Genomic DNA, 25,465 nt, shown 5'->3' with positions numbered 1-25,465 from the left:
CGCTCGCGTTCACGCCATCCGTGGCACCTCAATCACAGCAGTGAAATACAACCCCGGCAGGCTTGCCGGGGTGCGAGCGCTATCGCCAGTGGCCATGCCGATGCCCTGGGTGGCCCGGGCAATTGCAGCCGTTGATTAAGTATCGTGTTCAGCCTGATGGAAGGGTGTTCGCCACGCTCACATTGATCGCTCACATTGATGAGGCCTGACAATGGTTTTGGAACCCAGAAGCAGTCGTCCCGTACTCCAGCGCAGAAGCAACGTCAGCAACGCGGTGCAGGCGGGCCTTGACGGTATTGCGGTGACCGGTGTCGCCTGGTACCTGATCTACGAACAGTTCGGCTACATCACTTCCGACTACGTGATCATGCTGCTGTTGCTGATCGGCGCGTTGGCGGTCATCTACGACCACTACGCCATCTACCGCACCAACGTCGGCTTGACGGTCAAGGCATTCAGGCTGTTCAAGGCCTGGTCGGCGACGTTCTGCTTCCTGGTGGTGATGGCCTTCCTCACCAAACAGAGCGAATCGTATTCGCGGTTGCTGGTCGGGGAGTTGTTCGTCATCGGCTATTTCGTCCAGCTGTTCCTGCACATTGCCGTGCGCGAAGTGCAGAAGCGCTTCATGGCCCATGCGTACCGCATGGAAAACGCGCTGATCATCGGCAACGGTGAACTGGCCGATTTCCTTTATCGCAAGATCAGCAACAACCCCTGGTTCGGCGAGCGGGTAGTGGGTTGTGTGTTGTTCGACGAAGCCGACGCAGTGCCGCGGGCCGAGGGGCAGCAGGGGCCGCCCGTGCTTGGGCATATATCCGCGCTCGACGAGATCGTCGCGCAGCACGCCATACGTACGGTGTACCTGGTAACGCCGCTCGGCGGTTCCGAAGTGATCAACGATATCTACTTGAAGCTGCTGGAAAAATGCATAGCCGTGAACTGGGTGCCGGATATCTTTTCGCTGCGCCTGATCAACCACAGCGTTCGCGAAATCGCCGGGATTCCGGTATTGACCTTGTCCGAGACCCCTTTGACCGGCATGAGCCTGTTCCTCAAGAACGTCGAGGACAGGGTGCTGGCGGCGCTGATCCTGCTGTGCATTTCGCCGGTGCTGCTGGTTGTCGCCCTGGTCATCAAGCTCGATAGCCCTGGGCCGGTGTTCTTCCGCCAGGAGCGCATGGGCTGGACCGGCGAATCGTTCCGTATCTGGAAGTTCAGGAGCATGCATGTGCACCAGCCCGAAGCCGGCGTGCTCCAGCAGGCCCAGAAGAACGACCCGCGGTTGACCCGGGTGGGCGCCTTCATCCGCCGTACCAGCCTGGATGAGCTGCCCCAGCTGTTCAACGTGCTGACCGGGGAGATGTCGCTGGTGGGCCCACGCCCCCATGCGCTGCAACACGACACGCAATACTCCCAGGACATCGTCGACTACTTTGCCCGTCACAACATCAAGCCCGGTATGACTGGCCTGGCCCAAGTACGTGGCTTCAGGGGCGAAACCAAGGACATCGCGCAGATGGTCCAACGCGTCAATTCCGATATCGAGTACATCAACAACTGGTCGCTGTGGCTCGACTTCGTGATTCTGGTGCGTACGCTCAATGCGTTCACCGGCAAACACGCCTACTGAATGCAGTCGAGCTGACCGGCGGGCCGACGGCCGGTCACACATCCCTGCATGCAGCACTACACTTGCCCGGTGATGGCGACCTGCCTGCATTGGCCAGGTCGCCCCTTCAAGGATGGAAAGCCCCACCACGGCCGATCTGCAGCGCGAATCGGCCGTGTCCTGCAAGGAGACGCAGGTCGATGGTCATCAAGCGAACGAGCAAGGCTTGCGTGCCTACCCCTGCGCGTGAGCGGGCGAAGCTTGCCGGTGAATTGCAGGGTGCGGTCGATGGGCTGCTGGCCAGCCCGTTGTTCGTCAGGTCGCGGCGCCTGGGCAGCCTGCTCAGCTACCTGGCCCAGCACAGCCAACAGGAAGGCGAGGGCAGCCCCAGCGAATACGATATCGGCATCGCGGTGTTTCGCCGTGACCCGGCGGTGTACTGCACTGGCGACGACCCGGTGGTGCGGGTGCAGATCGGCCGCCTGCGGCGCAAGCTGGCTACCTATTACGCCACCCTCGGGGAGCATGAAGCGCTGCGCCTCAGCGTGCCGCCCGGCGGCTACCGCCTGTGTTGCGTGCAACAGGGCAGGCCTTTGGCCGATGGCCGGCCGGCGGTGCTCTACGTGCGGCCATTCAGTTGCCTGACGGGCCTGGGCGGAGTGTTTGCCAGGGGCCTGGGTGAAGAGTTGTGCGACTTGCTGTTCCATGCGCTTGGCAGAGCCTCTGTGCATGTCCGCTTGCCGCGTGGAGCGCCGGTCGCGAGCGGCCCCTTGGGCGAGCCCACCTACTTGCTGGAGGGCAGTGTCAGGGCCGAGGCAAACCGGGTGCGGGTGGCGGTACGGGTGGTGGATGTGGGGGCAGGCAGCCTGTTCTGGTCGGCCCGCTTCGACCGGGCCGGCCCGCTGATGATCGACACCGAGCAGGAGCTGGCCGAAGCCATCTGCCGCAGCCTGGTCGTGCAGTTCACCCGCAAAGAGGGTTGAAACCGCCGGGGCGTACCCCGGCGGTAACGGCTCAGGAAGGGATGACCCACTTCTGGTTGGCATACAGGTAGGTTGCGCTGTTGCTGAAGGTCAGGTCGATCTCCTGGGCATTGGAGCGCGAGGTGCTGAACATGGTGCTGGTCTGCACGTTCTGCTCGAACCACACCAGCACGGTTTCCTTGGGCGTAAGGTTGGTGCTGCCTTGGACGATAGGGTTAGCGGCAACGTAGATCGGCGTGCTCACCTGCTTGCCATCGATACCGGTGGACAGCTGGTTGACGCCTGGGTGGATCGAGCCGTACTGGTTGATCATGGTGATGGCGGTTTCCGGGCCTCCCGTGGATACCGGGCCGAGCAGGCCGGACTGATCGAGAGTCGACTGCTGGCCAAGGCCGATATCGACCTTGTTGGTGTCCACCGTTACCTGGACGTTGGCCTGGAAGGTGTTGGTACCGAACAGTTGGTACATCGGCGTCCAGCTGAAGTTGTTGTTGCTCAGGTACTGCACATACGACTGCCAGACGACGTTGTAGGCTTCGTCGCCGACACGTTTGGCAAAGCACAGTTTGTAGCCTGCGCTTTTCAGCGAACGCAGGTCTTCGTCGGCAATCTGGATGGTCACTGACTTGGTCGCGGCGGCGGTGACGGTGCCAAGCAACCGGGCGTAATGCTCGTGGCTCAGGGCGCGGGTTTCACCGAGCAGGGCCTTGACGGCGGTTTGCACCTGTTCCTGGCGCTGCTGGGCGACGGCGAGCTGTTGTTTGCTTGCGGCATTCGAATTGCTCATGGTGTCCCTCTGTCCTTGTTGAGTGATGATTGCCGAGTTCCGGCCTGTGCCGGCGTGTCGACCAGTCCACTCTAGGCGGGGCAGGCGGGCCGGCGAAGTATCACGGTGTTACAAGGCAGCGGCTGTCATGCCGCCCACTCAAATGAACAAGGGCCGCAATGCGGCCCTTGTTGCTCGTGCAGATACGCAAGCAAGGCTCAGGCAGTGCTTTTCACGTTGGCGTCGGCCCAGGTGAAGTTCCAACTGGTGCGCTTACCCTTGGCCACTTCGATGAGCTTGTTTTCGTAGGTCGTGTGGCTGATCTCGCCGGTGAACGTCAAGGTGCGTGCGCTGTTGTTGCCTGTGACTTCGCCCGGTTGGCCGTTGCTCAGGATCATCGCTTTCTTGAGGTCTTCCGCGGATGGCGCGCTGGCCTGGTTTTTCTCGACGGTTACGAAATGCATGGTTACACCTCCTGTGTGGTTTGAACCTCGGCACGGCGCGGCGCGCCGGCCGAGGGGCACACTGTAGGCGCGAGGTGGGCAGGGCCTTAAGTTACAAGGCAGGCGGCGAAGTAACAGGGCGTAACGCCAGGGTGGATACCCCGGGTGGCCTTACGCACCAGGCAGTGACAACGGGTGCAACGCCCTGAACCCCTGCGCCTCTTCCACCAGCCAGTCATGCACTGCCCGGGCGCCGGGCTGGGTCAGCCCGCCGGGCGGGTAGTGCAGCACGTAGCGCTTGTGGTTGGCGATCGGTACGCCGAACGGCACGATCAGCGCGCCGCGCTCCAGTTCATCGTTGAGCAGGGTGCGCCGGGCGATGGCCACGCCGACACCGGCAATCGCCGCCTCGATGGTCAGGTGGTTGCGGTTGAAGGTGTGGCCACGGCGCACGTCCAGCCCGCCGGCGCCGATACCGTCCAGGTAAAACTCCCATTCGGCATATTCCGAGCTGCCGCGCCAGGCGGTGATGTCGTGCAGCAGCGGATAGTGCACAAGGTCCGTCGGCCCGTGCAGCGGCGGGCGGCCGCGCAGCAGTGCAGGGGAGCAGACCGGGAAGATCTGTTCATCCAGCAACGGGGTCGACAGCATGCCCGGGTAGCTGCCGTCGTTGAGGTCGATGGCCAGGTCGAAGTCATCCGGGTGCAGGGCCTGGTTGCTGTCCTCGGCCACCAGGCGCAGCTCGATGTCGGGGTAGCGCTGCTGGAAGCGTGGCAGGCGCGGCGTGAGCCATTTGGCCAGGAACGACGGGATCGAGCGCAGGCGCAAGGTGCCACGGATCTCGCCGGCATCCAGGCGCAGCAGCTCGGCCTCGATGCTGCCGTAGGCCTCGGCCACGGTCTGCGCCAGGCGCTGCCCCTCGGCCGACAGCTCGACGCCGCGGGCGCGCCGCAGGAACAGGCGATAGCCCAGGCGCTCCTCCAGTTGGCGCATCTGCTGGCTGACGGCGCCGGGGGTGATGTGCAGCTCTTCGGCACAGCGGGTGAATGACAGGTGCCGCGCCGCGCAGGCAAACACATGCAGCCAGACGTATACCTGGCCGTTGAGTGGCCCCTTCATTGTTTAGTCCTGCTAAAGGCTTGTGTAGGAAGTTTCGTTGGTCATGCCGATCTGAGCGCGTCAGTATCGCCCAACTTTGTAATACCGTTCAATTTTTCCAGAGATCCGTGGTGTGCGTTGTACGGCTGCCACGGTCAGGCATTAGCATGGCTATCAGTGTTTTCGACCTTTTCAAGATTGGCATCGGCCCATCGAGCTCCCACACCGTCGGCCCCATGCGCGCCGCGGCAACCTTCGCCCTGGCACTGCGCGAGCGCGGCCTGCTGGCCCAGGTGAGCCGGGTCGAGGTCCGTCTGTACGGCTCGCTGTCGGCCACCGGGGTTGGCCATGCCACTGACCGTGCCTGCTTGTTGGGCCTGATGGGCCAATGGCCGGACCGCATCGACCCGCACAGCATCGAGCCACGCATCGACCAGTTGATGCAGGAGCAGTGCCTGATGCTCGATGCCAGCCATCCGATCGAGTTCCAGTACAGCCGTGACATGCGCCTGCTCGACGAGAGCCTGGCGTATCACCCCAACGCCATGACCTTGGAAAGCTTCGGCGCCCAGGGCAGCCTGTTCAGCCAGACCTACTATTCGGTGGGTGGCGGCTTCATCGTCGAGCAAAGCGAAATCGACGCACCCCAGGTTGGCAGCGCCGAGGTCGAGCTGCCCTATGAGTTTTCCAGCGCAGAAGAGCTGCTGGCGCTGTGCAAGCAGCATGGGCTGAGTGTCAGCCAGCTGATGCTGGCCAACGAGCGCGCCTGGCGCTCGGAAGGCGAGATACGCGAAGGCCTGCTGAACATCTGGGCCGCCATGCGCGAGTGCGTGGTCAACGGCCTGCGCAATGAAGGCATCCTGCCTGGCGGGCTCAAGGTCAAGCGCCGCGCCGCACGCCTGCACCGCAGCCTGCAGGAGATCGGCAAGCCCAACGTGATCGGTTCGACCCTCAGCGCCATGGAGTGGGTCAACCTGTTCGCCCTGGCGGTCAACGAAGAGAACGCCGCCGGCGGACGCATGGTCACCGCGCCCACCAATGGCGCGGCCGGGATCATCCCGGCGGTGCTGCACTACTACATGAAATTCAACCCCGGCGCCTGCGACGACGACGTGGTGACCTTCCTGCTGGCGGCGGCCGCGGTGGGCATCCTGTGCAAGAAGAACGCCTCGATTTCCGGCGCCGAAGTGGGCTGCCAGGGCGAGGTCGGTTCGGCCTGTTCGATGGCCGCCGCCGGCCTGGCCGAAGTGTTGGGCGCCACGCCGCCGCAGCTGGAAAATGCCGCCGAGATTGCCCTGGAACATAACCTCGGGCTGACCTGCGACCCGGTCGGTGGCCTGGTCCAGGTACCGTGCATCGAGCGCAACGCGATTGCGGCGGTCAAGGCGATCAATGCCGTGCAGATGGCCTTGCGTGGCGACGGTGAGCATTTCATTTCCCTCGACCAGGTGATCCGCACCATGCGCGATACCGGTGCCGACATGCACGCCAACTACAAGGAAACCTCGCGCGGCGGCCTGGCCGTGGCGTTCGTCGAGTGCTGACACAACGCCAGGCATGCACTTGACCGCTGTAGGAGCAACTGTCTAGCTCAACTGCTGAAGCTAGCGCGATCCCTGTGGGAGCGGGCTTGCCCCGCGAACACGGGCGAAGCCCGTGCCACCCCGCGCGGCACCAGGCCGCTCCTACAGAAGCCATGCAACCCATGAGGCCGGCAAGCCGGCTTCCACACTGCAACACCCGCTGTACCTGCGACAAAAACAACTACAAGGCGATACCCATGACTGATGTACAAAACACCACGACCCTTCGTGCGGATTCGGCTGCCCCGGCTACGGCCTCGGGCTCGACCACCTGGAACCGCCACGACACCACCTGGGCCCTGGGCCTGTATGGCACCGCCATTGGTGCCGGCACCCTGTTCCTGCCGATCAACGCTGGCGTCGGCGGCTTCTGGCCGCTGCTGATCCTGGCGCTGCTGGCGTTCCCCATGACCTTCTTCGCCCACCGCGCGCTGACCCGCTTCGTGCTATCTGGGCGCAAGGGCGGCAGCGAAGACATCACCGAGGTGGTGGAAGAGCACTTCGGCGTTGGCGCCGGCAAGCTGATCACCCTGCTGTATTTCTTCGCCATCTTCCCGATCCTGCTGGTGTACAGCGTGGCGCTGACCAACACCCTCACCAGCTTCTTCGAACATCAGCTGCACCTGAACGCGCCGCCCCGTGCACTGCTGGCGCTGCTGCTGATTTGCGGCCTGATGATCATCGTGCGCTGCGGCCAGCAACTCATCGTCAAGGCCATGAGCCTGCTGGTCTACCCCTTCGTCGCATCGCTGCTGTTGCTGGCGCTGAGCCTGATCCCGAACTGGAACGGCGCGTTCTTCGCCCAGGCCAATGAAGGCCTCAGCGCCTCGAACCTGATGCTCACCCTGTGGTTGGCGATCCCGGTGATGGTGTTCTCGTTCAACCACTCACCGATCATCTCGGCCTTTGCCGTCGACCAGAAACATCGCTACGGCGTTGACGCCGACCGCAAGAGCGGCCGCACCCTGGCCACTGCCCACGTGATGATGGTGCTGACGGTGATGTTCTTCTGCTTCAGCTGCGTGCTGGCCCTGAGCCCTGAGAACCTGGCTGAGGCCAAAGCGCAGAACATCTCGATCCTGTCGTACCTGGCCAACCACTTCCAGACCCCGGTGATCGCCTTCGTCGCACCACTGATCGCGCTGGTGGCGATCACCAAGTCGTTCCTGGGCCATTACATCGGCGCCAGCGAAGGCTTCCAGGGCATGATCGTCAAGAGCCTGCGTGGGCGTGGCAAAACCTGGCCAGCCAAACGCCTGGAGCGTGCCACGGCGCTGTTCATGGTGGTGACCTGTTGGGCGGTGGCCACACTCAACCCGAGCATCCTTGGCCTGATCGAAGGCCTGGGGGGCCCGGTGATTGCCTGCCTGCTGTTCCTGATGCCGATGTATGCGGTGCACAAGGTGCCGGCGCTGCGTCAGTACTCGGGCAAGCTGTCGAATGTGTTCGTCGTGTTGGTTGGCTTGATCACGCTGTCGGCGATCGTCTACAGCTTCATTTCCTGAAAACGACCGCGGGGCACATTGGCGCAGCATTCGCTGTTGCAATGTGCCCCGCGGTGCCTTCAGGTCAGGCGCTTTCCAGGTGCCTGATCGCCGCCTTCAGGCGCTCCGCAGGTTGCGCTTGGTCCTGATGGGTGATCTCTGGCGCCTTGCGCACCCGGCCATGCTGGTCGACCCAATGACCGTTGCTGTAGAAACGGTAACTGGCGGTGCCGCTGTTCCAGCCTTGGTCGAGCAGGCCTTGCAGATGGAAGGTCTGGGCGATCTGGCTGAGCGGGCCGCTGGGGCTGCCGTCCAGTTGCAGGATGATCGAGGGGCTACCGACCGGGGCGAACGGCAGTTCGCTGTAGCTGCCCCAGACGTCGGCCTTGAACACCTGCACCGGATGGGTCGCCTGGAAGGTGCGCGCCGTGCCGGTGACCTTTTTGTGCACGGTATTGACCAACAGGTCGAGGGTCAGGACAGGTGCCCCGAGCAAGCCGTTGCTGACGTTCAGGCGAGTGTGGAAAAGTCCGATTGCCATGCTGATGCTCCTTGCCTGCTCAGGCTTTCTTGGCGGCCTTGGCGGCCGGGCTCTTGGTCGATGCGAGGGCCTGGTCCAGCGCCTTGCCCACGGCACCACTGGCCAGCTGCTTGAGCTGTGCGACATCGTGGGTGGCGATGACCGCGTCCAGGGTGGCGTTGTGCAGGTCGCGTTGCAGGTCGACATTGGCCAGGGTCTGGATGTGCTGGGTTTGCAGCACCACCGGCACGTTGTCCACTTCCTGCCAGCGCTGGCCGTTGTAGTAGCGGTAATTGGCCACCCCGTGCTGCCAGTCGAGGTCGAGCAGCACCCGCAGGTCCAGCTGCAGCGGCGAGTTGGCATGTGGGCCGCCCTGGTTGCCGCGCAGGGTGAGCAGGATCTTGCCTTCGCTCGGCGGCTGCACAGTGAGGTAGCTGTAGGTGCCCCAGGTGTCCAGGTGCAGCTCAAGCGGCGGGTTGGTGGTCTGGGTGATCAGCGCGTTACCGCGCAGGCTTCTGTCGGGGGTGTAGACCAGCAGGTCCAGCTGCAGACGCTGGGCGCCCGGAGCATTGGTACCAATGACGTAAGACACCGGGAACAGGCCTTCCGACGGTGCGGGCAGCGATACAGACATGATTGCCTCCGTTGCATTCAATGAATGAAATACCGTTACCAAAGCTTGCGCAGGCGGGCGGAGGAGAAGGGGGGAAGGCAGGTAGACGGGCGAAGTACTGGCGTGCCCGGTGCGAGCGGCTGTTAGCAGCCGTCTTGTGCAGCCATCCCTGGTGTGCGGTGCCGCCTGCCTGGCAGCCCGCTTGAGTTAAGCAGGCAAAATCAGCAGTGATGGCCTTTTTGCAGCATGTCCGACGAGTGGTGCCAGTACAGGCTTGTTAGGTAATGCCGGCGCCGACGAGCCTACTCCCACGGTCAATGCATAGACCTGTGGGAGAGGGCTTGGCCGCGAAGGGGTTTGACCTGTTCAGCTCACTTGGTTTTGTGCTGCAGCGCCACGAAACTACGACGCATGTCGCTGGCCCAGCCATCGATTACCGGCTTGACGTCGGCCAGGGTGAGTTTCTGGGTGTCGTTTTCCAGCTCCTTGCCACTGCCTTTGCGCACCACCTGGGCCAGCACTTTCTGGCTGGCGCCATCGAGGAAGGCCGCCTCTACCGCGATGTCCACGTCCTGGTCACGCCCGCCGGCGGCGGTGTTGACCGCTGCTGCCACCAGGGCGATGGGGATGACTTCGTAGGGCTTGAGGCCTTCGTTGCTGGTGGCCACCGCAGTAATCGCCGGGCGCACCACGATGGTGTTCGGCCCAGGCTCCTTGACCAGCGTCAGCACACTGCCCAGCTCGCGACGCAGGGCTTCGTTGAAGTAGCGGGTGATCTCCTGAAGTGTCTGCGCCGAAATCACGTTGGTGGGTTGTGGTTTGGGGTAGAACTGGCTCGGTTCGATGAACACCTTGGTGTACTGGCTGGCTTTCAGGTTCGGGTCGACCCAGCGCATCACCGGCGCGCCAGAGACGCTTTCAGCCGGTTTCAGGCGGCTGTAGTCCTTGAGAAAGCCTGAGTAATCCTTGGGGTCGACGCGGTTGCTGGAGCAGGCAACCAGGGCAAGCAGGGCTGCGCACAACAGGGTGCTGCGAGACAGTTGCATCATGATGGCGGTGTCCATGAGTGAATTGGCCAGAACAACGCTAGCAGGTGCTTGGCGGAAGGCCAGCATCCCGCTTGATTCTCATAGCCGTTTCGGACATCCATGCCCGAACCAGCCGACTTTTCATTGGATACGAAAGCTGGAAAAGTATGCCCTTTACGGGTATGGTTTGGAGCGTTGGATATGGATGTCTATAAAAGAAGGGCGTTCGCTCGCTGGCAATTCAGCGAGAACCTCCCGGATTGTGTGCTGTGCAAGGCTGTCGAGGAAATGCAGTGCGGCCTGGTGGATGCCAGCCTCGGCGGGCTGCTGTTCAAAAAGCGCGTCGCCGGACAGGGTGCCGGAAAGCGAGGCGGCTACCGCACGTTGCTGTCAGCTCGCATCGGCAGCCGCTATGTGTTTCTGCATGGCTTCAAAAAGAACGACCAGGTGAATGTAACGCCCGACGAGCAGAAAGCGTTGCAGTTCTCCGGAAAGGTATTCCTGGATTTATCACCGCAGGCGTTGGCCAAGGCCCTGGGCTGCGGTGTACTGATGGAGGTCCACTGTGACCAGCAAACTCATTGAATCATTGCGTGATGACCTGTGTGCCCTGGAGCGGGCGGGCGCGGTCGGCAAAGTCACGCTGCGCGATTTCGAAGCGATCTGCCCGGCGCCCGTGCGGGCATTCACCGCCCAGGACATCAAGCAACTGCGTGAAACCCTCAACTTCAGCCAGCCGGTGTTCGCCCTGCACCTGCATACCAGCGCCTCCACGGTGCGCAAGTGGGAGCAGGGCGAAACACGTCCAGCGGGGCCTGCGTTGAAACTGCTCAATGTCATCGCTGACAAAGGCCTGCAAGCCATCCTTTGAGCAAAACCCGTCAGCCCAACGCCTCACGCAACCGGTACCACAACATCCCCAGCGCCAGCAGCGGCGAGCGCAATGCCTTGCCGCCGGGGAAGGTCAGGTGGGGCACCGAGCTGAACACGTCAAACCCGTAACTGGCCTGGGTGGCAATGGCCTCGGCCAGCAGTTTCGCCGTCCAGTGCGTAGTGTTCAGGCCGTGCCCGGAATAGCCCTGGGCATAGAACACATTGGGGTGCTGGCTGAGCCTGCCGACCTGCGGGAAGCGGTTGGCGGTGATGCCGATCATGCCGCCCCATTGATAGTCCAGGCGCACATCGGCCAACTGCGGGAACACCTTGAGCACCTTGGGCCGCATGTAGGCGCCGATGTCCTTCGGGTCGCGCCCGGAGTAGTGGCAGGCGCCGCCGAACAGCAGCCGGTTGTCGGCAGTGAGGCGGTAATAGTCCAGGCCGACTTTCTGGTCGCACAGCGCCATGTTCTGCGGGATCAGCGTCCGGGCGAGGTGTTCGGGCAGCGGTTCGCTGGCCACTACATAGCTGCCGGCAGGCAACACTTTTCCGCTCAGGCGCGGTTCCAGTTCGTCGAGGTGGGCGTTGCAGCCCAGCACCAGGCTCTGGGCGCGGACCTTGCCGCGCGCGGTGTGCAGGGTCACGGTGCTGCCATGTTCGATGCGCAGCACCGGGCTTTGCTCGAAGATCTTCACGCCCAGGCCATGGGCGGCGCGGGCTTCGCCCTGGACCAGGTCGAGCGGGTGCAGGTGGCCCGAGCCCATGTCCACCAGGCCACCGGCGTACTGGTCGCTGGCGACGATTTCGTGCATGCGGTCGGCGCCAACCAGCCGGGTTTGGTGGCGGTAGCCAAGGTCGGCAAGTTCGCGCTGCTCGTCTTCGAAGGCGGCGAACTGCGCCGGGGTGTTGGCCAGCTCGCAGAAGCCCCAGCGCAGGTCGCAGTCGATGCCGTACTGCTCGATACGCCGCGCCACCAGCGCCACCGAGTCGATGCCGGCCTGCTTGAGGTAACGCACGCCGTCCTGGCCGACGTGCCGGGCAAAGCCCGAAACGTCATGGCCGATGCCGCGGATCAGCTGGCCGCCGTTGCGCCCGCTGGCGCCCCAGCCGATGCGCCGGGCCTCCAGCAGGATTACCGTGAGGCCGCGCTCGGCCAGCTCCAGGGCGGCGTTGACCCCGGTCAGGCCGCCGCCGACCACGCACACGTCGGCTTGCAGGTCCTGGTCGAGCACAGGGTAGGGGGCTGCCTTGCGCGCCGTGGCGGCGTAGTAGGAAGCGGTGTGTTCAGTCATGTGAGGCATGGGTGTGCTCGACTCAGCGGTTGGACTTGATCTTGCTCCAGGAGCGGGTCATCTGCCGCAGGATCGCCGGGCTCGGCATGGTGGAGACATACAGTTTGTCCAACACCTCCTGGGGCGGGTAGATCTCGGGGTTGTTCACCAGTGCCGGGTCCATGTCGGCCTTGGCATCCGGGTTGGCGTTGGCATAGCCGACCGTGGCGCTGACCTTGGCGATCACCTTGGGGTCGAGCAGGTAGTTGATGAACGCCAGGGCTTGTTCGGGGTTCTTGGCATCCTTGGGGATGGCCAGCAGGTCGAACCACAGGTTGCTGCCTTCCTTGGGGATGCTGTAGGCGACCTTGACGCCGTTGCCGGCCTCCTCGGCACGGTGGGCGGCCTGGAACACATCGCCGGAGTAACCGAAGGCCACGCAGACATCGCCGTTGGCCAGGTCGGATACGTACTTGGAGGAGTGGAAGTAGGTGATGTAGGGGCGCAGCTCCAGCAGGCGTGCCTCGGCCTTTTTATAGTCGTCGGCCTTCTCGCTGCGCGGGTTCATGCCCATGTAGTTGAGGATGGCCGGGAACAGTTCGTCGGGCGAATCCATGAACGCCACGCCGCACTGCTTGAGCTTCTTCAGGTTCTCTGGCTCGAACAGCACGGCCCAGGAGTCGATCCTGTCGATGCCCAGCACCGCCTTCACTTTATCGACGTTGTAGCCAATGCCGTTGGTGCCCCACAGGTAAGGCACGGCGTACTGGTTGCCCGGGTCGTTCTGCTCAAGCTGCTTGAGCAGCTTAGGGTCCAGATGCTGCCAGTTCGGCAGCTTGCTGCGGTCCAGCGGCAGGAACGCGCCGGCCTGGGCCTGGCGGGCGAGGAAATGGTTGGACGGCACTACCACGTCGTAGCCGGTGCGCCCGGCCAGCAGCTTGCCTTCCAGGGTTTCGTTGGAATCGAACACGTCATAGACCACCTTGATCCCGCTGCTGGCCTGAAAGCCCGCCAGGGTGGTATCACCGATGTAATCGGTCCAGTTGTACACGCTCACCGTCGGTTGGGCCTGGACGGCAGCGCCGAACAGCAGGGCAAAGGTTGCGGGGATCAGGGCTTGCGGATGACGCATGTCGACACCTCGTTGGTCTTGTTCTTGGTCGTGGTATTAACGATGGTTCGGTGTTGGGGCATCGTGGGGGGGGGGGTGTCGACCAGCTGTGCTGTGGGGGTCTTCGCCGGGGGGGCACGCCCCCGCATCGTGGGAGCGGGCTTGCCCCGCGATTGGGCTGATGGCCTCGTCGCGGGGCTAGCCCGCTCCCACAAGATGTGTGATTGATCAGACACTGAGCAACAGGAACTCACGCTCCCACGAACTGATCACCCGCTTGAAGTTCTCGTGCTCGGCGCGCTTGACCGCCACGTAGCCCTGGACGAACTGCTGGCCCAGGTACTGCTGCACCACTTCACAGTCTTCCATGTGCTGCAACGCGTCCTCGATGGTGATCGGCAGGCGCAAGTTGCGCCTTTCGTAAGCGCGGCCCTGCACCGGCGCACTCGGCTCGAGTTTTTCGACCATGCCGATATAGCCGCACAGCAGGCTCGCGGCGATGGCCAGGTACGGGTTGGCATCGGCGCCCGGCAGGCGGTTTTCCACGCGCATCGCCTCGGGGCTGGAGGTCGGTACGCGCAGGCCGGCGGTGCGGTTTTCTTCACCCCACTCGACGTTCACCGGCGCCGAGGTGTCGGGCAGGAAGCGGCGGAACGAGTTGACGTTGGGCGCGAACATCGGCAGCAGCTTGGGGATGTATTTCTGCAGGCCACCGATATGGTGCAGGAACAGCTCGCTCATGCTGCCGTCTTCGTTGGCGAAGATCGGCTTGCCGGTGGCGATGTCGACCACGCTCTGGTGCAGGTGCATGGCGCTGCCCGGCTCGTCGGTGATCGGCTTGGCCATGAAGGTGGCGGTGACGTTGTGCTTGAGCGCCGCCTCGCGCATGGTGCGTTTGAACACGGTGATCTGGTCGGCCAGATCCAGTGCGTCGCCATGGCGGAAGTTGATCTCCATCTGCGCCGGGCCGTCTTCGTGGATCAGCGTGTCCAGGTCCAGGCCTTGCAGTTCGCACCAGTCGTAGACGTCCTCGAACAGCGGGTCGAATTCGTTGGCGGCGTCGATGGAGAACGACTGCCGGCCACTTTCGGCGCGGCCTGAGCGGCCCAGCGGCACTTGCAGTGGCAGGTCCGGGTCTTCACAGCGCTGGGTGAGGTAGAACTCCATCTCTGGCGCAACGATTGGTTGCCAGCCCTTGTCGGCGTAAAGCTTGAGCACCTTCTTCAGCACGTTGCGCGGCGACAGCTCGATGGGGTTGCCCTGCTTGTCGAAGGTGTCGTGGATCACGATCGCGGTGGGTTCGATGGCCCACGGGATCTGGTACACCGCGGTGGGGTCGGGGCGGCAGACCATGTCGATGTCGGCGGCGTCGAGCAGGCTGTAGTAGATGTCATCGTCGACGTAGTCGCCGGTCACGGTCTGCAGCAGCACGCTCTCGGGCAGGCGCATGCCGCGCTCGTGGAGGAACTTGGCGGTGGGGGCGATCTTGCCGCGGGCGATGCCGGTCAGGTCGCTGATCACGCATTCGACTTCGGTGATCCGGTGTTCTTTCAGCCAGGTGGACAGCTGATCGAAGGGGGCGTTCATACAAACCTCTTGGTTGGGTAGTTGTGGTGGGAAGCATGGCGTTCATCGCGTAGGGCACTTCCCACAGGTGACGCTGAGGACTATCTTGGGCGCAGCCCCCTGGGCTGATCTATCCACTTTCTTCGTCAATGAATGCACCAAAAGAGTGCAACTAGGACAGCGCGTGACAACGCCAATCGCCTTGCAGGTTCAGGATTTCCACACCACCGACGTGACCGAACAGACCCGCGCCACCCCCGGCTGGCAGCAGCAGTACCGGCAGATGTCCCCCGGGCATTTCAACGGCCAGCTGCGCTGGCTGGGGCTTGAGGGCGTGGAGGTTTACGAGGAGCGCCTGAACACCCGTGTCGAACAGTTCTTCCGTGCCCCCAGCGGCGCCCTGGCGTTCTGTTTCGACCGCAGCGAGAACAGCCTGTACCTGCTCAACGAAGACAGCCGCAACATCTGGATCACCCCGGAGAACTACCAGGAGGTGGCGGTGGTGTTCGAGCAGCCGTTCCTGGCCAGCCACGGGTTGGATGTGGAGCGCTTGCGCGGGCTGTTCATGGTGCCGCTGAGCTGTCAGCAGAATGCCTTGTTCGGCAACTGGCTGAGCGCCACGCTGACCCGCCTGGGCCAGGCCGATTGCCCGCTGGAGGGCAGGGCGCTGGCGGAGCAGTTGCTGGAGGACTGCCTGTTCATTCTCGACAACGCCGGGCAGCGTCTGCAGGGCGATGCCCTGGGGCGGCGCGACGGTGAGCGGGCGATCATGCGCCGGGTCAGTGAATGGGCGGCCGATTGCCCCGACGAGACCCTCAACCTGGTGCAGTTGGCCAAGGTTGCCGGGGTTTCCGTGCGTCAGTTGCAGCAGGCGTTCAAGGGCTTTACCAACCTGCCGCCAGCGCAATGGTTGCGCTTGCGCAGGCTCAACGGGGCGCGGCGCGATCTTCTGGCGGGGGATGCGACCGTGGCCGAGGTGGCCATGCGCTGGTCGTTCTGGCACCTGGGGCGGTTTTCCGAGAGTTATCGGCAGCTGTTTCGCGAGTTGCCGAGCGAGACACTCAGGCGCGCGCGCGGCGCCTAGCGCTTGGAACTGTAGGAGCGGCCCCAGCGTTACCACATAGATTGTCGGGGCTGCTGCGCAGCCCTTTCGCGGCACAAGGCCGCTCCTACAGGGGTGCCCACGGCAGCCCTCGTCCAGGTCAGGTATGGATACCGAACAAGCCCCGCGTTTCACCTACCAGAAAGTCCACCGCTACCTCAGCCGCTGGCTTGACGCCCGTGCGCCGGGGCAAGCGCACCGCTTGCCATCGCTGCGCGAGGTCGCCCGGCAGTTGCAGGTGTCGCTGTCCAGCTGCAAGCAAGGCTTTGCCCTGCTCGAGTCCCAGGGCCGCATCCAGGCGCGCCCCAAGGTCGGCTATTTCAGCGTCGTCCAGGCGTCCACGGCGCCGCTGCCAGCCACGGCCAACCTGCTCGATCGGGTCTTCGCCAGCGCCCGGCAGCCGGGGATGCTGGCCTTGAGCAGCGATGCCCCGGCCATGCTGGGCGCCCTCGATGGCCCGCTGCTGTTGCTCGAGCGCGAGCTGCTGCGCCGCACACCACCGGCTGAACTGCCGCCGTTCCAGCCGCTGGGCGAGCCGCAGCTGCGGGCGGCGCTGGCGCGCGATTACAGCCAGGCCTCATCCGAGCCGTGGCAGGCCGACCAGGTGTTCATCGGCCCGGACCTGCGTAGCGTGTTCGATCTCGCCCTGCAAGCGTTGATCCCGGCAGGTTCTGTGGCGCTGGTCGAGTCGCCGTGCTCCTGGTTGATACTGGGCCGGCTGCGTGCGGCGGGCCTGCTGGTCATCGAGGCGCCGCTGGACGGGGAGGGCCGGATGGACCTCGATGCCGTGGCCCAGATGCTGGAGACCACGCCCGTGCGCCTGGCGGTGTTGTCATCCCGGGTCAACACCCCACAGGGCAACGCGATGCCGGCAGCCGACAAACGCCGCCTGTGCGACTTGCTGGCCCGGCGTCGGGTATGGCTGTTCGAGAATGACAGCTACGGAGGCTTGTGCGCCGATCTTCCGGCCTACCGGGACCACGCCGACCCGCAGCGGCTGCTGGTGTTCGCCAGCTTCGACAAATGCATCGGCGCCGAGGCCCCATTCGCCTACCTGTTATGCCGCAGCGCGTCGGCGCCCCTGGCCGAAGCGTTCTTCGCCCGTGGCTTTCGCCTGCCAACCTATCGCCAGCGGGCCATCGCCGGGCTGTACGGCTCCGCGCGCATCGACCGACAACGGACGTTGCTGGGTCGACAACTCGCCGCCAGCGCGGCGCGCATGGCCGCGCTATTGAAGCAACATGCCGGTGACTGCCTGCAAGGCGCCATACCCCAGGCCGGAGCCACATTCTGGCTGCGCGCCACGCGCCCGGTGGACATGGACGCGGTGTGCGAAAAACTGCTGGCCGAGGGCATTGTCATCGCCCCCGGCTCGCTGTTCAGCCAGGCCGGCCATTGGCGCGACCACCTGCGCCTGAGCGTTACCGTCGATTGGCGCCAGGATATCGAAGGCGCACTGGTGCGCCTGGCCCAGGCCGTTCGGCAGGCGCCTCAGCTGCCGTAGCAATGCGCAAGCTCCGGGAATTCGCCCTGGCGCACATCGTTGGCGTAGCGTGCGCTGGCCACCCGAATCACCGCAGCCAGGTCGGCGTACTGCTTGACGAAGCGCGGCTTGCGCGGCCCGCCCAGGCCCAGCAGGTCCTCGGTAACCAGGATCTGGCCGTCGCAGGCGGGGGAGGCGCCAATGCCGATGCACGGCTGTGCGCTCTGTTCGCTGATCCGCCGTGCCAGCGGCTCGGCCACGCCCTCGAGCAACAGGCCAAAGGCGCCAGCGGCGAAGTTGGCGCGGGCGTCTTCGGCGATCGCTGCTGCGCTGGTCTCGGTCAGCCCCTGGGCCTTGTAGCCGCCCATGACATTGACGAACTGCGGCATCAAGCCAACGTGGGCCATCACCGGGATCCCGCGCTCTACCAGGAACGCCACGGTCGGCGCCAGGGCAAGGTTGCTCTCCAGTTTCACCGCGTCGCACCCGGTCTCGGCCAGCACTTGGGCGCAGCTGCGAAAAGCCTGTTCAGGTGAGGCCTGATAGCTGCCAAAGGGCATGTCGGCGATCACGCAGGCGTGTTCGGTGCTGTTCATCACGGCGCGGGTGTGGCTGATGGTCTCCTCCAGGCGCATGGCCAGGGTGGAGCGGCGGCCGTAGGCGACCATGGCGGTCGAGTCGCCGACCAGGATGAAATCCACCAAGGGATCGATCAGGCGGGCGATAGGCGCGCTGTAGGCGGTCAGGGCGACGATCTTCTGTCGGCCTTTCATGGCGGCCAGGTCGGGGATGGTCAAGCGGCGGGTGGGGATATGCGTGCTCATCGGTTACCTCCGGGGTGGTCAGGAGGTCATCGATTATTCACCCGATGCAGGCTGATTCAAGGCACAGGATCGGGCGATTTTGCAGCCCAGAAGGTATTCGCCGGCAAGGTCGACCCCCACAGGAGCCTGCCTTGCCGGCGAACAGCGTGGTCAGGTCAGTTGCGATCCAGCCACACGGTCTGGGCATTGGTGAACTCACGCACACCAAAGTGCGACAGCTCGCGGCCGAAACCACTCTTCTTCACGCCACCGAAGGCCACACGGGGGTCGGAAGCGCAGTAGCCGTTGATGAACACGCCGCCGGTGTCCAGCGCAGTGGTCATGCGCTCGGCCAGGGCGTAGTCGGCGGTGTAGATGGTCGCGGCCAGGCCGAAGTCGCTGTCGTTGGCCAGTTCCACTGCATGGTCGGCGTCACGGGCAGTGATGATTGCCGCTACCGGGCCGAACAGCTCCTGCTTGAACGCGGTCATGTCCGGGGTGACGTTGGCGAACACGGTCGGTGCGTAGAAGTTGGCCGCGCCTTCGACCTTGTGGCCGCCCAGCAGCAGGGTGGCGCCTTCAGCCAGCGTGGCCTGCACTTGGCCGTCGAGCTCGTCGCGCAGGTCATAACGGGCCATTGGACCGATGTAGGTGTCGTCCTGGAGCGGGTTGCCTACCTTGAGCGCACGGGTGGCCTCGACGAACTTGGCGGTGAATGCCTCGACGATGCTTTCTTCGACGATCAGGCGCTTGGCCGCGGCGCAGACCTGGCCGGTGTTCTGGTAGCGACCGATCACGGCAGCCTTCACGGCGGCGTCCAGGTCGGCGTCGGCCAGCACGATGAATGGGTCCGAGCCGCCCAGCTCCAGCACGCACTTCTTCAGCGCGGCACCGGCCTGTGCACCGATGGCCATGCCGGCGCGCACGCTGCCGGTGAGGGTGATGGCGGCGATGCGCGGGTCGTTGATGGCGCGGGTCACGCCCTCAGGGGTGACGTTGAGCACTTCGAACACGCCTTCAGGCAAGCCGGCGCGCTTGAACAGGTCGGCCAGCAGGTAGGCGCTGCCCATCACGTTGGGGGCGTGCTTGAGCACGTAGGTGTTGCCGGCCAGCAGGGCGGGCACGGCGCCACGCAGTACCTGCCAGATCGGGAAGTTCCACGGCATCACGGCGAGGATCGGGCCCAGCGGGCGGTATTCGATGCGGGCTTTCTCGACCTGGGTCGGTTCGGCGGCGAGCATGGCCGGGCCGTGTTCGGCGTACCACTGGCACAGGCCGACGCACTTGGCGACTTCGCCACGGGCCTGGCTGATCGGCTTGCCGATCTCGCGGGCGATCATCTGGGCGAAGGCTTCGGCGTTGGCCTGCAGAGCGTTGGCCAGGGCGATCAGGTATTCGCTGCGCTGACCCAGCGACACCTTGCGCCACTGGTTGTAGCCAACCTTGGCGCGTTGCAGCGCCGCTTCCAGTGCGGCGTCGGTGTCGAAGGCATAGTGGCCGATCTGCTCGCCGGTGTAGGGGTCGACGGAGATGGCGTGGGTCAGGCTGCTGATCTCGCTCATGGCAGGACTCTCATTGTTTTGAAGGGGTGAGCCCAGACTAGTGGTGGCGCGCTTTAATGAAAACTGAATAATAATGAGCGAAACATTCACGTTTGGAGAATGACCTGTGGACCTGGTGCAACTGGAGATCTTCAAGGCGGTGGCCGAGCACGGCAGCATCAGCGCTGCCGCCCAGCACATCCACCGGGTGCCGTCGAACCTGACCACCCGTATCAAGCAGCTCGAAGAAGACCTCGGTGTCGAGCTGTTCATCCGCGAGAAGAGCCGCCTGCGCCTGTCGCCGGCCGGCTGGAACTTCCTCGAATACACCCGGCGCATCCTCGACCTGGTGCACGAAGCGCGGCTGACCGTGGCGGGGGAGGACCCGCAAGGCACCTTCGCCCTGGGCTCGCTGGAGAGTACTGCGGCGGTGCGCATCCCGGCCTTGCTGGCGGCCTACAACCAGCGCTATCCCAAGGTGGACCTCGACCTGTCCACCGGCCCGTCCGGCACCATGCTCGAAGGCGTGCTGTCCGGGCGCCTGGTGGCCGCCTTCGTCGATGGCCCGGTGCTGCACCCCACGCTGGAAGGCATGCCGGTGTTCGAGGAGGAGATGATGGTCATCGCACCGCTGCACCATGCGCCGGTCACCCGCGCCCGCGACGTCAATGGTGCGAGCATCTACGCGTTCCGCGCCAACTGCTCGTACCGCCATCATTTCGAGAGCTGGTTCGTTCACGACCAGGCCGTGCCGGGCAAGATCCACGAAATGGAGTCCTACCACGGCATGCTCGCCTGCGTCAGCGCAGGCGCGGGCCTGGCGATGATGCCGCGCAGCATGCTCGACAACATGCCCGGTTGCAGCACTGTCAGCGCCTGGCCGATGGCCGAGGACTTCCGCTACCTCAAGACCTGGCTGGTGTGGCGCCGGGGCACGGTGTCGCGCAGCCTGAGCATGTTCATCAAATTGCTTGAGGAGCGCCGGGCCGAGTCGCTGGCGGGTTGAGTGCATGGCTCACACGTTAATTACCTGGCGCGATCACTGTGGGAGCGGGTTCACCCGCGAACACGGGCATAGCCCGTGCCAGACACCGAGGTGTCATCTTCGCGGGTAAACCGCAGCGGCGAACCGCCGCTCCCACAGGCAGCCTACACGTCTTGAGTTCGGCGCGATGGGCTGCGCAGCAGCCCCCCATACCCAGACTAACGGTCTGAAACCACGCGAACGCGCGCTGCAGCCAGGCATCAAAACTGTGTAGACCATCCCTCCAAGGGAGGAATGCACCATGCGTACTCATCACTACGGGCTTTGCGCGGCATTGCTGGTAAGCCTGGCCATGCCCTGGACCTTGGCTGCCGCCGCCGACCTCAACGCCCCCATCGACCCACAAGCCGTGCAACTGCAGCCGCAGGAGCAGAACGGCATCCGCTACCTGCAGGGCGGCATTGGCCAGGATGAGGCCAACGCCTTGCGCCGTACCCCCGGCTACGACCTGCACATCACCCTGTCCACCGGTGCCGAGGGCAAGTTCCAGAGCGGCGCCGCGCTGGACATCCAGTCTGCCCAAGGCAAGTCGGTGCTGGCCTTGCAGGACGTCGGGCCACTGATCTTCGTGCAGCTGCCACCGGGGCACTACCGGGTGACTGGCAATGCCGACGGCCAGAGCGTGCAGCAGCAGGTCAATGTCGACGGCAAGTCGCCGGCACGGGTGGACCTGAACTGGCGCTGAGCAGTAAAGAGTACAAATGTGCTCATGGCCCGTGGAGGGACACTGATGAACCCGCTTGAGTCCCTCCACGAGCAGGGCTTCGCCCTGATACCCGGTGTGCTCGACCCCGCGCGCGTCGCTTTGCTGCGCGGTGCCATCGACGCCCTGCAACCGCTGCATTGGGACTATCAGGGCCTGCTCGAACACTACAAGTGTGTGTTCAACCGTGACCCGCTCTGGTTGCCGTTTCTCGACCTGCCGCCCCTGATCGAATTGGCCGAAGCAGTGCTGGGCAGCGACTGCCACGTCATCGGCCAGACCGCCTGGCGCAGCCACCCAGGCTACCCAGGCATGGGCCTGCACCTGGACCATCTGCCCATGGCACTGCCGGCCGAGCTGCGCGGGCGCTTGCGCCTGCCCGCCCAGATTCTCACCGCGCAGCTGTACCTGTGCGATATCGACCTGCAAGTGGGGCCGACCCTGATCATCCCCGGTAGCCACAGCGCCGGCCGCGCCCCCCAGGCGGGAGAGGACAACTGGCAAGGGCAGGGCCTGCGCCCGGTGCTGTGCCAGGCGGGTGACGCGTTGGTGATGCGCAGTGATGTCTGGCACAGCGGCGGCGCCAATCGCAGTGCCGAGCGGGTGCGCGACATGCTGCAGGTGCATTACGGCCGGCGCATGGTGGCGCAGAAGTTCTCGCCCTATCTCACCTGGCGCTTCAACCCCGAGGTGCTCGCTGCGGCCACGCCGCGGCAGCGGCGGTTGCTGGGCGAGCATGAAGAATCGGTCTATGACTGAACGAGGCGTTGGCCAGTAGTGGCAAAGTACTTTCAACTTGTGGCGTCTTCAGACAATAATCGAGAAAACTATTACCACTTGTGACCTGGTTGGATGCGCCAGCTCACAGGTGCATAACGAGGGGCCCAAGCCCCCATTTGCCGCAGGCCTGCGCACGTCAGGCCGGGCCTGTTCGTGAAGACCCCAGGAGTAGTCATTGATGAACACCCGTCTTGCCAGTTCCCTGGCCGCTTTCGTGCTGGCGTTCGCCGGCGCCAACCTGGCCCAGGCCGCACAGCTGTCCGGCGCAGTCGGCGCCACCAGCCAGGGCGACATGACCTACCGTATCGGTGCGTCGTTCGACTGGGACAAGCGTTGGCTGGAAAGCAGTGCGGGCCACCTGACGGGTTATTGGGATGCGGCCTACACCTACTGGCAAGGTGGCGACTACAGCGGCGCCCACTCGCTGTCATTCAGCCCGGTGTTCGTCTATGAGTTCAGCGGCTTCACCTATACCCCGTTCATCGAGGCCGGCATCGGCCTGGCGGCGTTCTCCAAGACCGAAGTCGGCGACCAGCGCCTGGGCTCCGCGGTCAACTTCGAAGACCGCATCGGCTTTGGCCTGAAACTGCCGGCTGATCAGAAGATCGGCATCCGCGCCATGCATTACTCCAATGCCGGCATCAAGCAGCCCAACGACGGCATCGAGTCGTACTCGCTGTTCTACAGCAAGGGCTTCTGAACCACCGCGGGGCAAGCCAATTTGCCCCCGGTCAGCGCACCGCCTTGATTGCCAGCACGTTGCACAGCGGGTGCTCCAGCACGTGCGACGTCGTCCCACCGAGGAAGGTGTGCAGCGCATCATGCCGGTGAGTGCCCATGACGATCACGTCGATGCGGCTGTGGCTGACGTACTGGGCGATGGCCTTGATCGCCGGCCCTTCGAGGAAATGCCTGCGCTCCAGGGCGATCTCATAGTGATCGCCCAGGCGGTTGAAAGCCGCGCGCTGAGCGGCGCGCACGCTGCCCTCGAAGCCAGGCATGGTCACGGTGCCGGCGCCGAAGTCGGCGATATGGGTTTTTGCCGCGTCGCACACGTGCAGCAGGTGCAGCTCTGCGTTGCACTGCAGGGCCAGGGCATGGGCGCTGCGGAACACCTGATCGTCCAGGTGCTCGCCGGCGCCGTGCAGGTTGAGGTCGACCGCTGCGGCGATCTGGCGGGGCAGGGGCAGGCGGACATCGCTGACCAGGTGCACGGCCACCGGGCTGTCCTTGAGCAGTTGCCAGTCCAGTGGCGTGACCAGCAGGCGCTTGAGCACCGGTTCGTGCTGCACGTCCTTGACCAGCAGGTCGCAGCCCAGGCGTTCGATCTGTTCGATGGCACTGCCCAGCGGGTCGCGGGTCAGCAGCAGTTCGGTCGACACATCCAGCCCGCTGTCGGCCAGTTGTTCCTTCGCGTCTGCCAGCCATTGCCGGTTATCGGCGAGCAGCCGTTCGCGCTCGCGGCCATCGCTCATCAGCCCGAAGGTATCGACGTCGTCGACGAATACATTGATGTCCAGCAGGGCCCCGCTGGACTCGGCCAGTGCCGCGGCCCGTTGCAGGGCAGGGCTGTAGCGCATCTGCGGGCCGAGCATGACGAACAAACGCTTGAACTGGCTCATCGCACACCTCCACGTGTGGCAGCCCCCCGTTCAGGTTTGGCCCGGACCGTGCGCTGCGGTGCGGGTGTAGTGCGTTTAGTCTAGCCGTTGTGTTGATGAGCAGGTGGGAGCAACTGCCTGGCACTGCTTGTATCGGCCTTATCGCCGGCAAGCCGGCTCCCACAGTGACAGCGATGAACTCAAGGAATGCGCTGTACCTGTGGGAGCCGGCTTGCCGGCGATGAGGCCAGAACAAGCAACACAAGGCAGAGACTTCAACCTGGATGCAATGGCATCAAATCGGGTAGTGCTTCAACTCCCGCGCAATCAGCATGCGCTGGATCTCGCTCGACCCTTCGTAGATCTGGGTAATCCGCGCATCGCGGTAGTACTTCTCTACCGGGTAGTCCTCCAGGTAGCCGTACCCACCATGCACCTGGATCGCCATCGAGCACACCCGCTCAGCCATTTCCGAGGCGAACAACTTGGCCTGGGAGGCCTCCGACAAACACGGCTTGCCGGCCGTGCGCAGCCGCGCGGCATGCAGGATCAGCAAGCGCGCAGCGTTGATCTGCACCTGCATGTCGGCCAGCAGGTTGGCGATGCTCTGGTGCTCGTTGATCGGCTTGCCGAACTGGATGCGGTCACGGGAATACAGCAGCGCCGCCTCGAACGCCGCACGGGCGATGCCCAGGGCCTGGGCGGCGATGCCGATGCGCCCGCCTTCGAGGTTGGACAGGGCGATCGCCAGCCCCTTGCCACGCTCACCCAGCAGGTTGGCGGCAGGGATACGGCAGTTGTCCAGGGTCACGGCGCAGGTGTCGGAGGCGCGGATCCCCATCTTGTGTTCGCTGCGGTCGACCTTGAACCCCGGGTTGTCGGTGGGTACCAGGAACGCCGACAGGCCTTTCTTGCCCAGTTCCGGGTCGGTCACCGCAAACACGATGGCCAGCTTGGCGCGGCGGGCGTTGCTGACGAACTGCTTGGCACCGTTGATCACCCACTGGCCATCGACCAGCTCGGCGCGGGTGCGCAGGTTGTGGGCTTCGGAACCCGCCTGGGGCTCGGTCAGGCAGAAGCAGCCGATCACTTCACCGCTGGCCAGCTTTGGCAGCCAGGCCTGTTGTTGCTCAGGGTTGCCGTAGGCCAGCAGCGGGCCGCAGCCCACCGAGTTGTGAATGCTCATCAGCGCCCCGATGGCGCCGTCACCGGCGGAGATTTCCTCCACCGCCAGGGCATAGGCGACGTAGTCGGTGTAGCTGCCGCCGAACTGCTCCGGTGCGACCATGCCGAGCAGGCCCAGCTCGCCCATCTTGCGCACCACCTCGTCATCGATCCAGCCGGCCTTTTCCCAGGCCTGGGCGCGGGGCGCGATCTCGCCACGGGCGAAATCCCGCGCCATGTCGCGGATCATGATCTGTTCTTCGCTCAGTTCCAGGTCTTGCATCTGCGTACT

The 25,465-nt window shown here is 64.4% G+C and carries 25 protein-coding genes; 12 read left to right on the top strand and 13 right to left on the bottom strand.

Annotated features, from left to right (window positions below):
- Positions 1-211 precede the first annotated feature (211 nt).
- Both ACO6VM_RS05255 and ACO6VM_RS05250 read left to right on the top strand, forming a co-directional pair.
- On the top strand, positions 212-1,630 hold the full coding sequence (locus tag ACO6VM_RS05255) for an undecaprenyl-phosphate glucose phosphotransferase (RefSeq protein ID WP_125463950.1): 1,419 nt from the start codon (positions 212-214) through the stop codon (positions 1,628-1,630).
- A 209-nt stretch (positions 1,631-1,839) separates the two neighbouring features.
- Entirely contained in the window at positions 1,840-2,592 is a 753-nt protein-coding gene (locus ACO6VM_RS05250) for a hypothetical protein (RefSeq protein ID WP_422402866.1), read from the top strand.
- Between the two features lie 31 nt (positions 2,593-2,623).
- Here ACO6VM_RS05250 and ACO6VM_RS05245 read toward each other — a convergent pair whose 3' ends face one another.
- From ACO6VM_RS05245 to ACO6VM_RS05235, 3 genes are all read right to left on the bottom strand, one after another.
- Positions 2,624-3,379 carry a hypothetical protein gene (locus ACO6VM_RS05245; protein WP_390969253.1) on the bottom strand — a complete coding sequence of 252 codons (756 nt, stop codon included), beginning with the start codon at positions 3,377-3,379 and terminating at the stop codon, positions 2,624-2,626.
- A gap of 197 nt (positions 3,380-3,576) precedes the next feature.
- Entirely contained in the window at positions 3,577-3,822 is a 246-nt protein-coding gene (locus tag ACO6VM_RS05240) for a hypothetical protein (protein WP_125463952.1), read from the bottom strand.
- Between the two features lie 150 nt (positions 3,823-3,972).
- A complete protein-coding gene (locus ACO6VM_RS05235; protein WP_125463953.1) occupies positions 3,973-4,920 on the bottom strand; it encodes a LysR substrate-binding domain-containing protein in 948 nt (315 codons plus the stop codon).
- A gap of 146 nt (positions 4,921-5,066) precedes the next feature.
- Between ACO6VM_RS05235 and ACO6VM_RS05230 the strand changes: the two genes are divergently transcribed.
- A complete protein-coding gene (locus ACO6VM_RS05230; protein WP_401057361.1) occupies positions 5,067-6,443 on the top strand; it encodes an L-serine ammonia-lyase in 1,377 nt (458 codons plus the stop codon).
- Positions 6,444-6,679: 236 nt separating this feature from the next.
- On the top strand, positions 6,680-7,987 hold the full coding sequence (locus ACO6VM_RS05225; protein ID WP_422402865.1) for a serine/threonine transporter: 1,308 nt from the start codon (positions 6,680-6,682) through the stop codon (positions 7,985-7,987).
- A 64-nt stretch (positions 7,988-8,051) separates the two neighbouring features.
- On the opposite strand, the gene ACO6VM_RS05220 is transcribed toward ACO6VM_RS05225, so the two are convergent.
- The 3 genes from ACO6VM_RS05220 to ACO6VM_RS05210 all read right to left on the bottom strand — a co-directional run bounded on the left by ACO6VM_RS05220 (position 8,052) and on the right by ACO6VM_RS05210 (position 10,148).
- Positions 8,052-8,507 carry a DUF1842 domain-containing protein gene (locus tag ACO6VM_RS05220; RefSeq protein WP_401057359.1) on the bottom strand — a complete coding sequence of 152 codons (456 nt, stop codon included), beginning with the start codon at positions 8,505-8,507 and terminating at the stop codon, positions 8,052-8,054.
- A gap of 19 nt (positions 8,508-8,526) precedes the next feature.
- Positions 8,527-9,120 carry a DUF1842 domain-containing protein gene (locus ACO6VM_RS05215; RefSeq protein WP_401057358.1) on the bottom strand — a complete coding sequence of 198 codons (594 nt, stop codon included), beginning with the start codon at positions 9,118-9,120 and terminating at the stop codon, positions 8,527-8,529.
- Between the two features lie 350 nt (positions 9,121-9,470).
- A complete protein-coding gene (locus ACO6VM_RS05210) occupies positions 9,471-10,148 on the bottom strand; it encodes a DUF3313 domain-containing protein (RefSeq protein ID WP_401057357.1) in 678 nt (225 codons plus the stop codon).
- 180 nt (positions 10,149-10,328) lie between these two features.
- Here ACO6VM_RS05210 and ACO6VM_RS05205 point away from each other — a divergent pair, with 180 nt between their 5' ends.
- Both ACO6VM_RS05205 and ACO6VM_RS05200 read left to right on the top strand, forming a co-directional pair.
- Entirely contained in the window at positions 10,329-10,712 is a 384-nt protein-coding gene (locus ACO6VM_RS05205; RefSeq protein ID WP_401057356.1) for a type II toxin-antitoxin system RelE/ParE family toxin, read from the top strand.
- Entirely contained in the window at positions 10,693-10,998 is a 306-nt protein-coding gene (locus tag ACO6VM_RS05200) for a helix-turn-helix domain-containing protein (RefSeq protein WP_125463958.1), read from the top strand. Before ACO6VM_RS05205 ends, ACO6VM_RS05200 begins: the two co-directional genes overlap by 20 nt.
- A 10-nt stretch (positions 10,999-11,008) precedes the next feature.
- Here the strand turns inward: ACO6VM_RS05200 and ACO6VM_RS05195 are convergent, their stop codons facing one another.
- From ACO6VM_RS05195 to ACO6VM_RS05185, 3 genes are all read right to left on the bottom strand, one after another.
- Positions 11,009-12,304 (bottom strand): NAD(P)/FAD-dependent oxidoreductase, encoded by a 1,296-nt coding sequence (locus tag ACO6VM_RS05195; RefSeq protein ID WP_401057355.1) that lies wholly within the window; start codon positions 12,302-12,304, stop codon positions 11,009-11,011.
- 13 nt (positions 12,305-12,317) lie between these two features.
- A complete protein-coding gene (locus ACO6VM_RS05190; RefSeq protein WP_422402864.1) occupies positions 12,318-13,406 on the bottom strand; it encodes a polyamine ABC transporter substrate-binding protein in 1,089 nt (362 codons plus the stop codon).
- A gap of 207 nt (positions 13,407-13,613) precedes the next feature.
- Positions 13,614-14,972, bottom strand: a complete 1,359-nt coding sequence (locus ACO6VM_RS05185) for a glutamine synthetase family protein (protein ID WP_125463961.1) — start codon at positions 14,970-14,972, stop codon at positions 13,614-13,616.
- Positions 14,973-15,135: 163 nt separating this feature from the next.
- On the opposite strand from ACO6VM_RS05185, the gene ACO6VM_RS05180 reads away from it, so the two are divergent.
- The gene (locus tag ACO6VM_RS05180; RefSeq protein ID WP_422402863.1) at positions 15,136-16,035 is read left to right on the top strand and encodes a helix-turn-helix domain-containing protein; all 900 of its coding nucleotides are present in this window, start codon (positions 15,136-15,138) and stop codon (positions 16,033-16,035) included.
- Between the two features lie 124 nt (positions 16,036-16,159).
- On the top strand, positions 16,160-17,557 hold the full coding sequence (locus ACO6VM_RS05175) for an aminotransferase class I/II-fold pyridoxal phosphate-dependent enzyme (RefSeq protein WP_401057352.1): 1,398 nt from the start codon (positions 16,160-16,162) through the stop codon (positions 17,555-17,557).
- Here ACO6VM_RS05175 and panB read toward each other — a convergent pair.
- Together panB and ACO6VM_RS05165 are read right to left on the bottom strand one after the other, a co-directional pair.
- Positions 17,545-18,360: a 3-methyl-2-oxobutanoate hydroxymethyltransferase gene (gene panB, locus ACO6VM_RS05170; protein WP_401057351.1), complete on the bottom strand. Its 816-nt coding sequence runs from the start codon at positions 18,358-18,360 to the stop codon at positions 17,545-17,547. The two genes, ACO6VM_RS05175 and panB, sit on opposite strands and share 13 nt — an antisense overlap.
- A 155-nt stretch (positions 18,361-18,515) precedes the next feature.
- Positions 18,516-19,901 carry an aldehyde dehydrogenase family protein gene (locus ACO6VM_RS05165; protein WP_401057350.1) on the bottom strand — a complete coding sequence of 462 codons (1,386 nt, stop codon included), beginning with the start codon at positions 19,899-19,901 and terminating at the stop codon, positions 18,516-18,518.
- Between the two features lie 106 nt (positions 19,902-20,007).
- On the opposite strand from ACO6VM_RS05165, the gene ptrR reads away from it, so the two are divergent.
- The 4 genes from ptrR to ACO6VM_RS05145 all read left to right on the top strand — a co-directional run bounded on the left by ptrR (position 20,008) and on the right by ACO6VM_RS05145 (position 23,108).
- Positions 20,008-20,886, top strand: a complete 879-nt coding sequence (ptrR, locus tag ACO6VM_RS05160; RefSeq protein WP_125463967.1) for a putrescine utilization regulator PtrR — start codon at positions 20,008-20,010, stop codon at positions 20,884-20,886.
- 280 nt (positions 20,887-21,166) lie between these two features.
- A complete protein-coding gene (locus ACO6VM_RS05155) occupies positions 21,167-21,610 on the top strand; it encodes a carboxypeptidase regulatory-like domain-containing protein (RefSeq protein WP_390969274.1) in 444 nt (147 codons plus the stop codon).
- Positions 21,611-21,655: 45 nt separating this feature from the next.
- The gene (locus ACO6VM_RS05150; protein ID WP_401057349.1) at positions 21,656-22,387 is read left to right on the top strand and encodes a phytanoyl-CoA dioxygenase family protein; all 732 of its coding nucleotides are present in this window, start codon (positions 21,656-21,658) and stop codon (positions 22,385-22,387) included.
- A 199-nt stretch (positions 22,388-22,586) separates the two neighbouring features.
- Complete coding sequence (locus ACO6VM_RS05145) at positions 22,587-23,108, top strand: acyloxyacyl hydrolase (protein WP_401057348.1); 522 nt, start codon at positions 22,587-22,589, stop codon at positions 23,106-23,108.
- A 31-nt stretch (positions 23,109-23,139) separates the two neighbouring features.
- Here the strand turns inward: ACO6VM_RS05145 and ACO6VM_RS05140 are convergent, their stop codons facing one another.
- Positions 23,140-24,030, bottom strand: a complete 891-nt coding sequence (locus tag ACO6VM_RS05140; RefSeq protein ID WP_401057347.1) for a universal stress protein — start codon at positions 24,028-24,030, stop codon at positions 23,140-23,142.
- Between the two features lie 274 nt (positions 24,031-24,304).
- Positions 24,305-25,456, bottom strand: a complete 1,152-nt coding sequence (locus ACO6VM_RS05135) for an acyl-CoA dehydrogenase family protein (protein ID WP_422402862.1) — start codon at positions 25,454-25,456, stop codon at positions 24,305-24,307.
- Positions 25,457-25,465 lie beyond the last annotated feature (9 nt).

Origin of the sequence: Pseudomonas sp. GZD-209 (assembly GCF_049310485.1) — a bacterium.
Classification (GTDB): Bacteria; Pseudomonadota; Gammaproteobacteria; order Pseudomonadales; family Pseudomonadaceae; genus Aquipseudomonas; species Aquipseudomonas sichuanensis.
The sequence above is the reverse complement of the archived record's forward strand: the minus strand, read 5'-3'. Positions and strand labels throughout refer to the sequence as shown.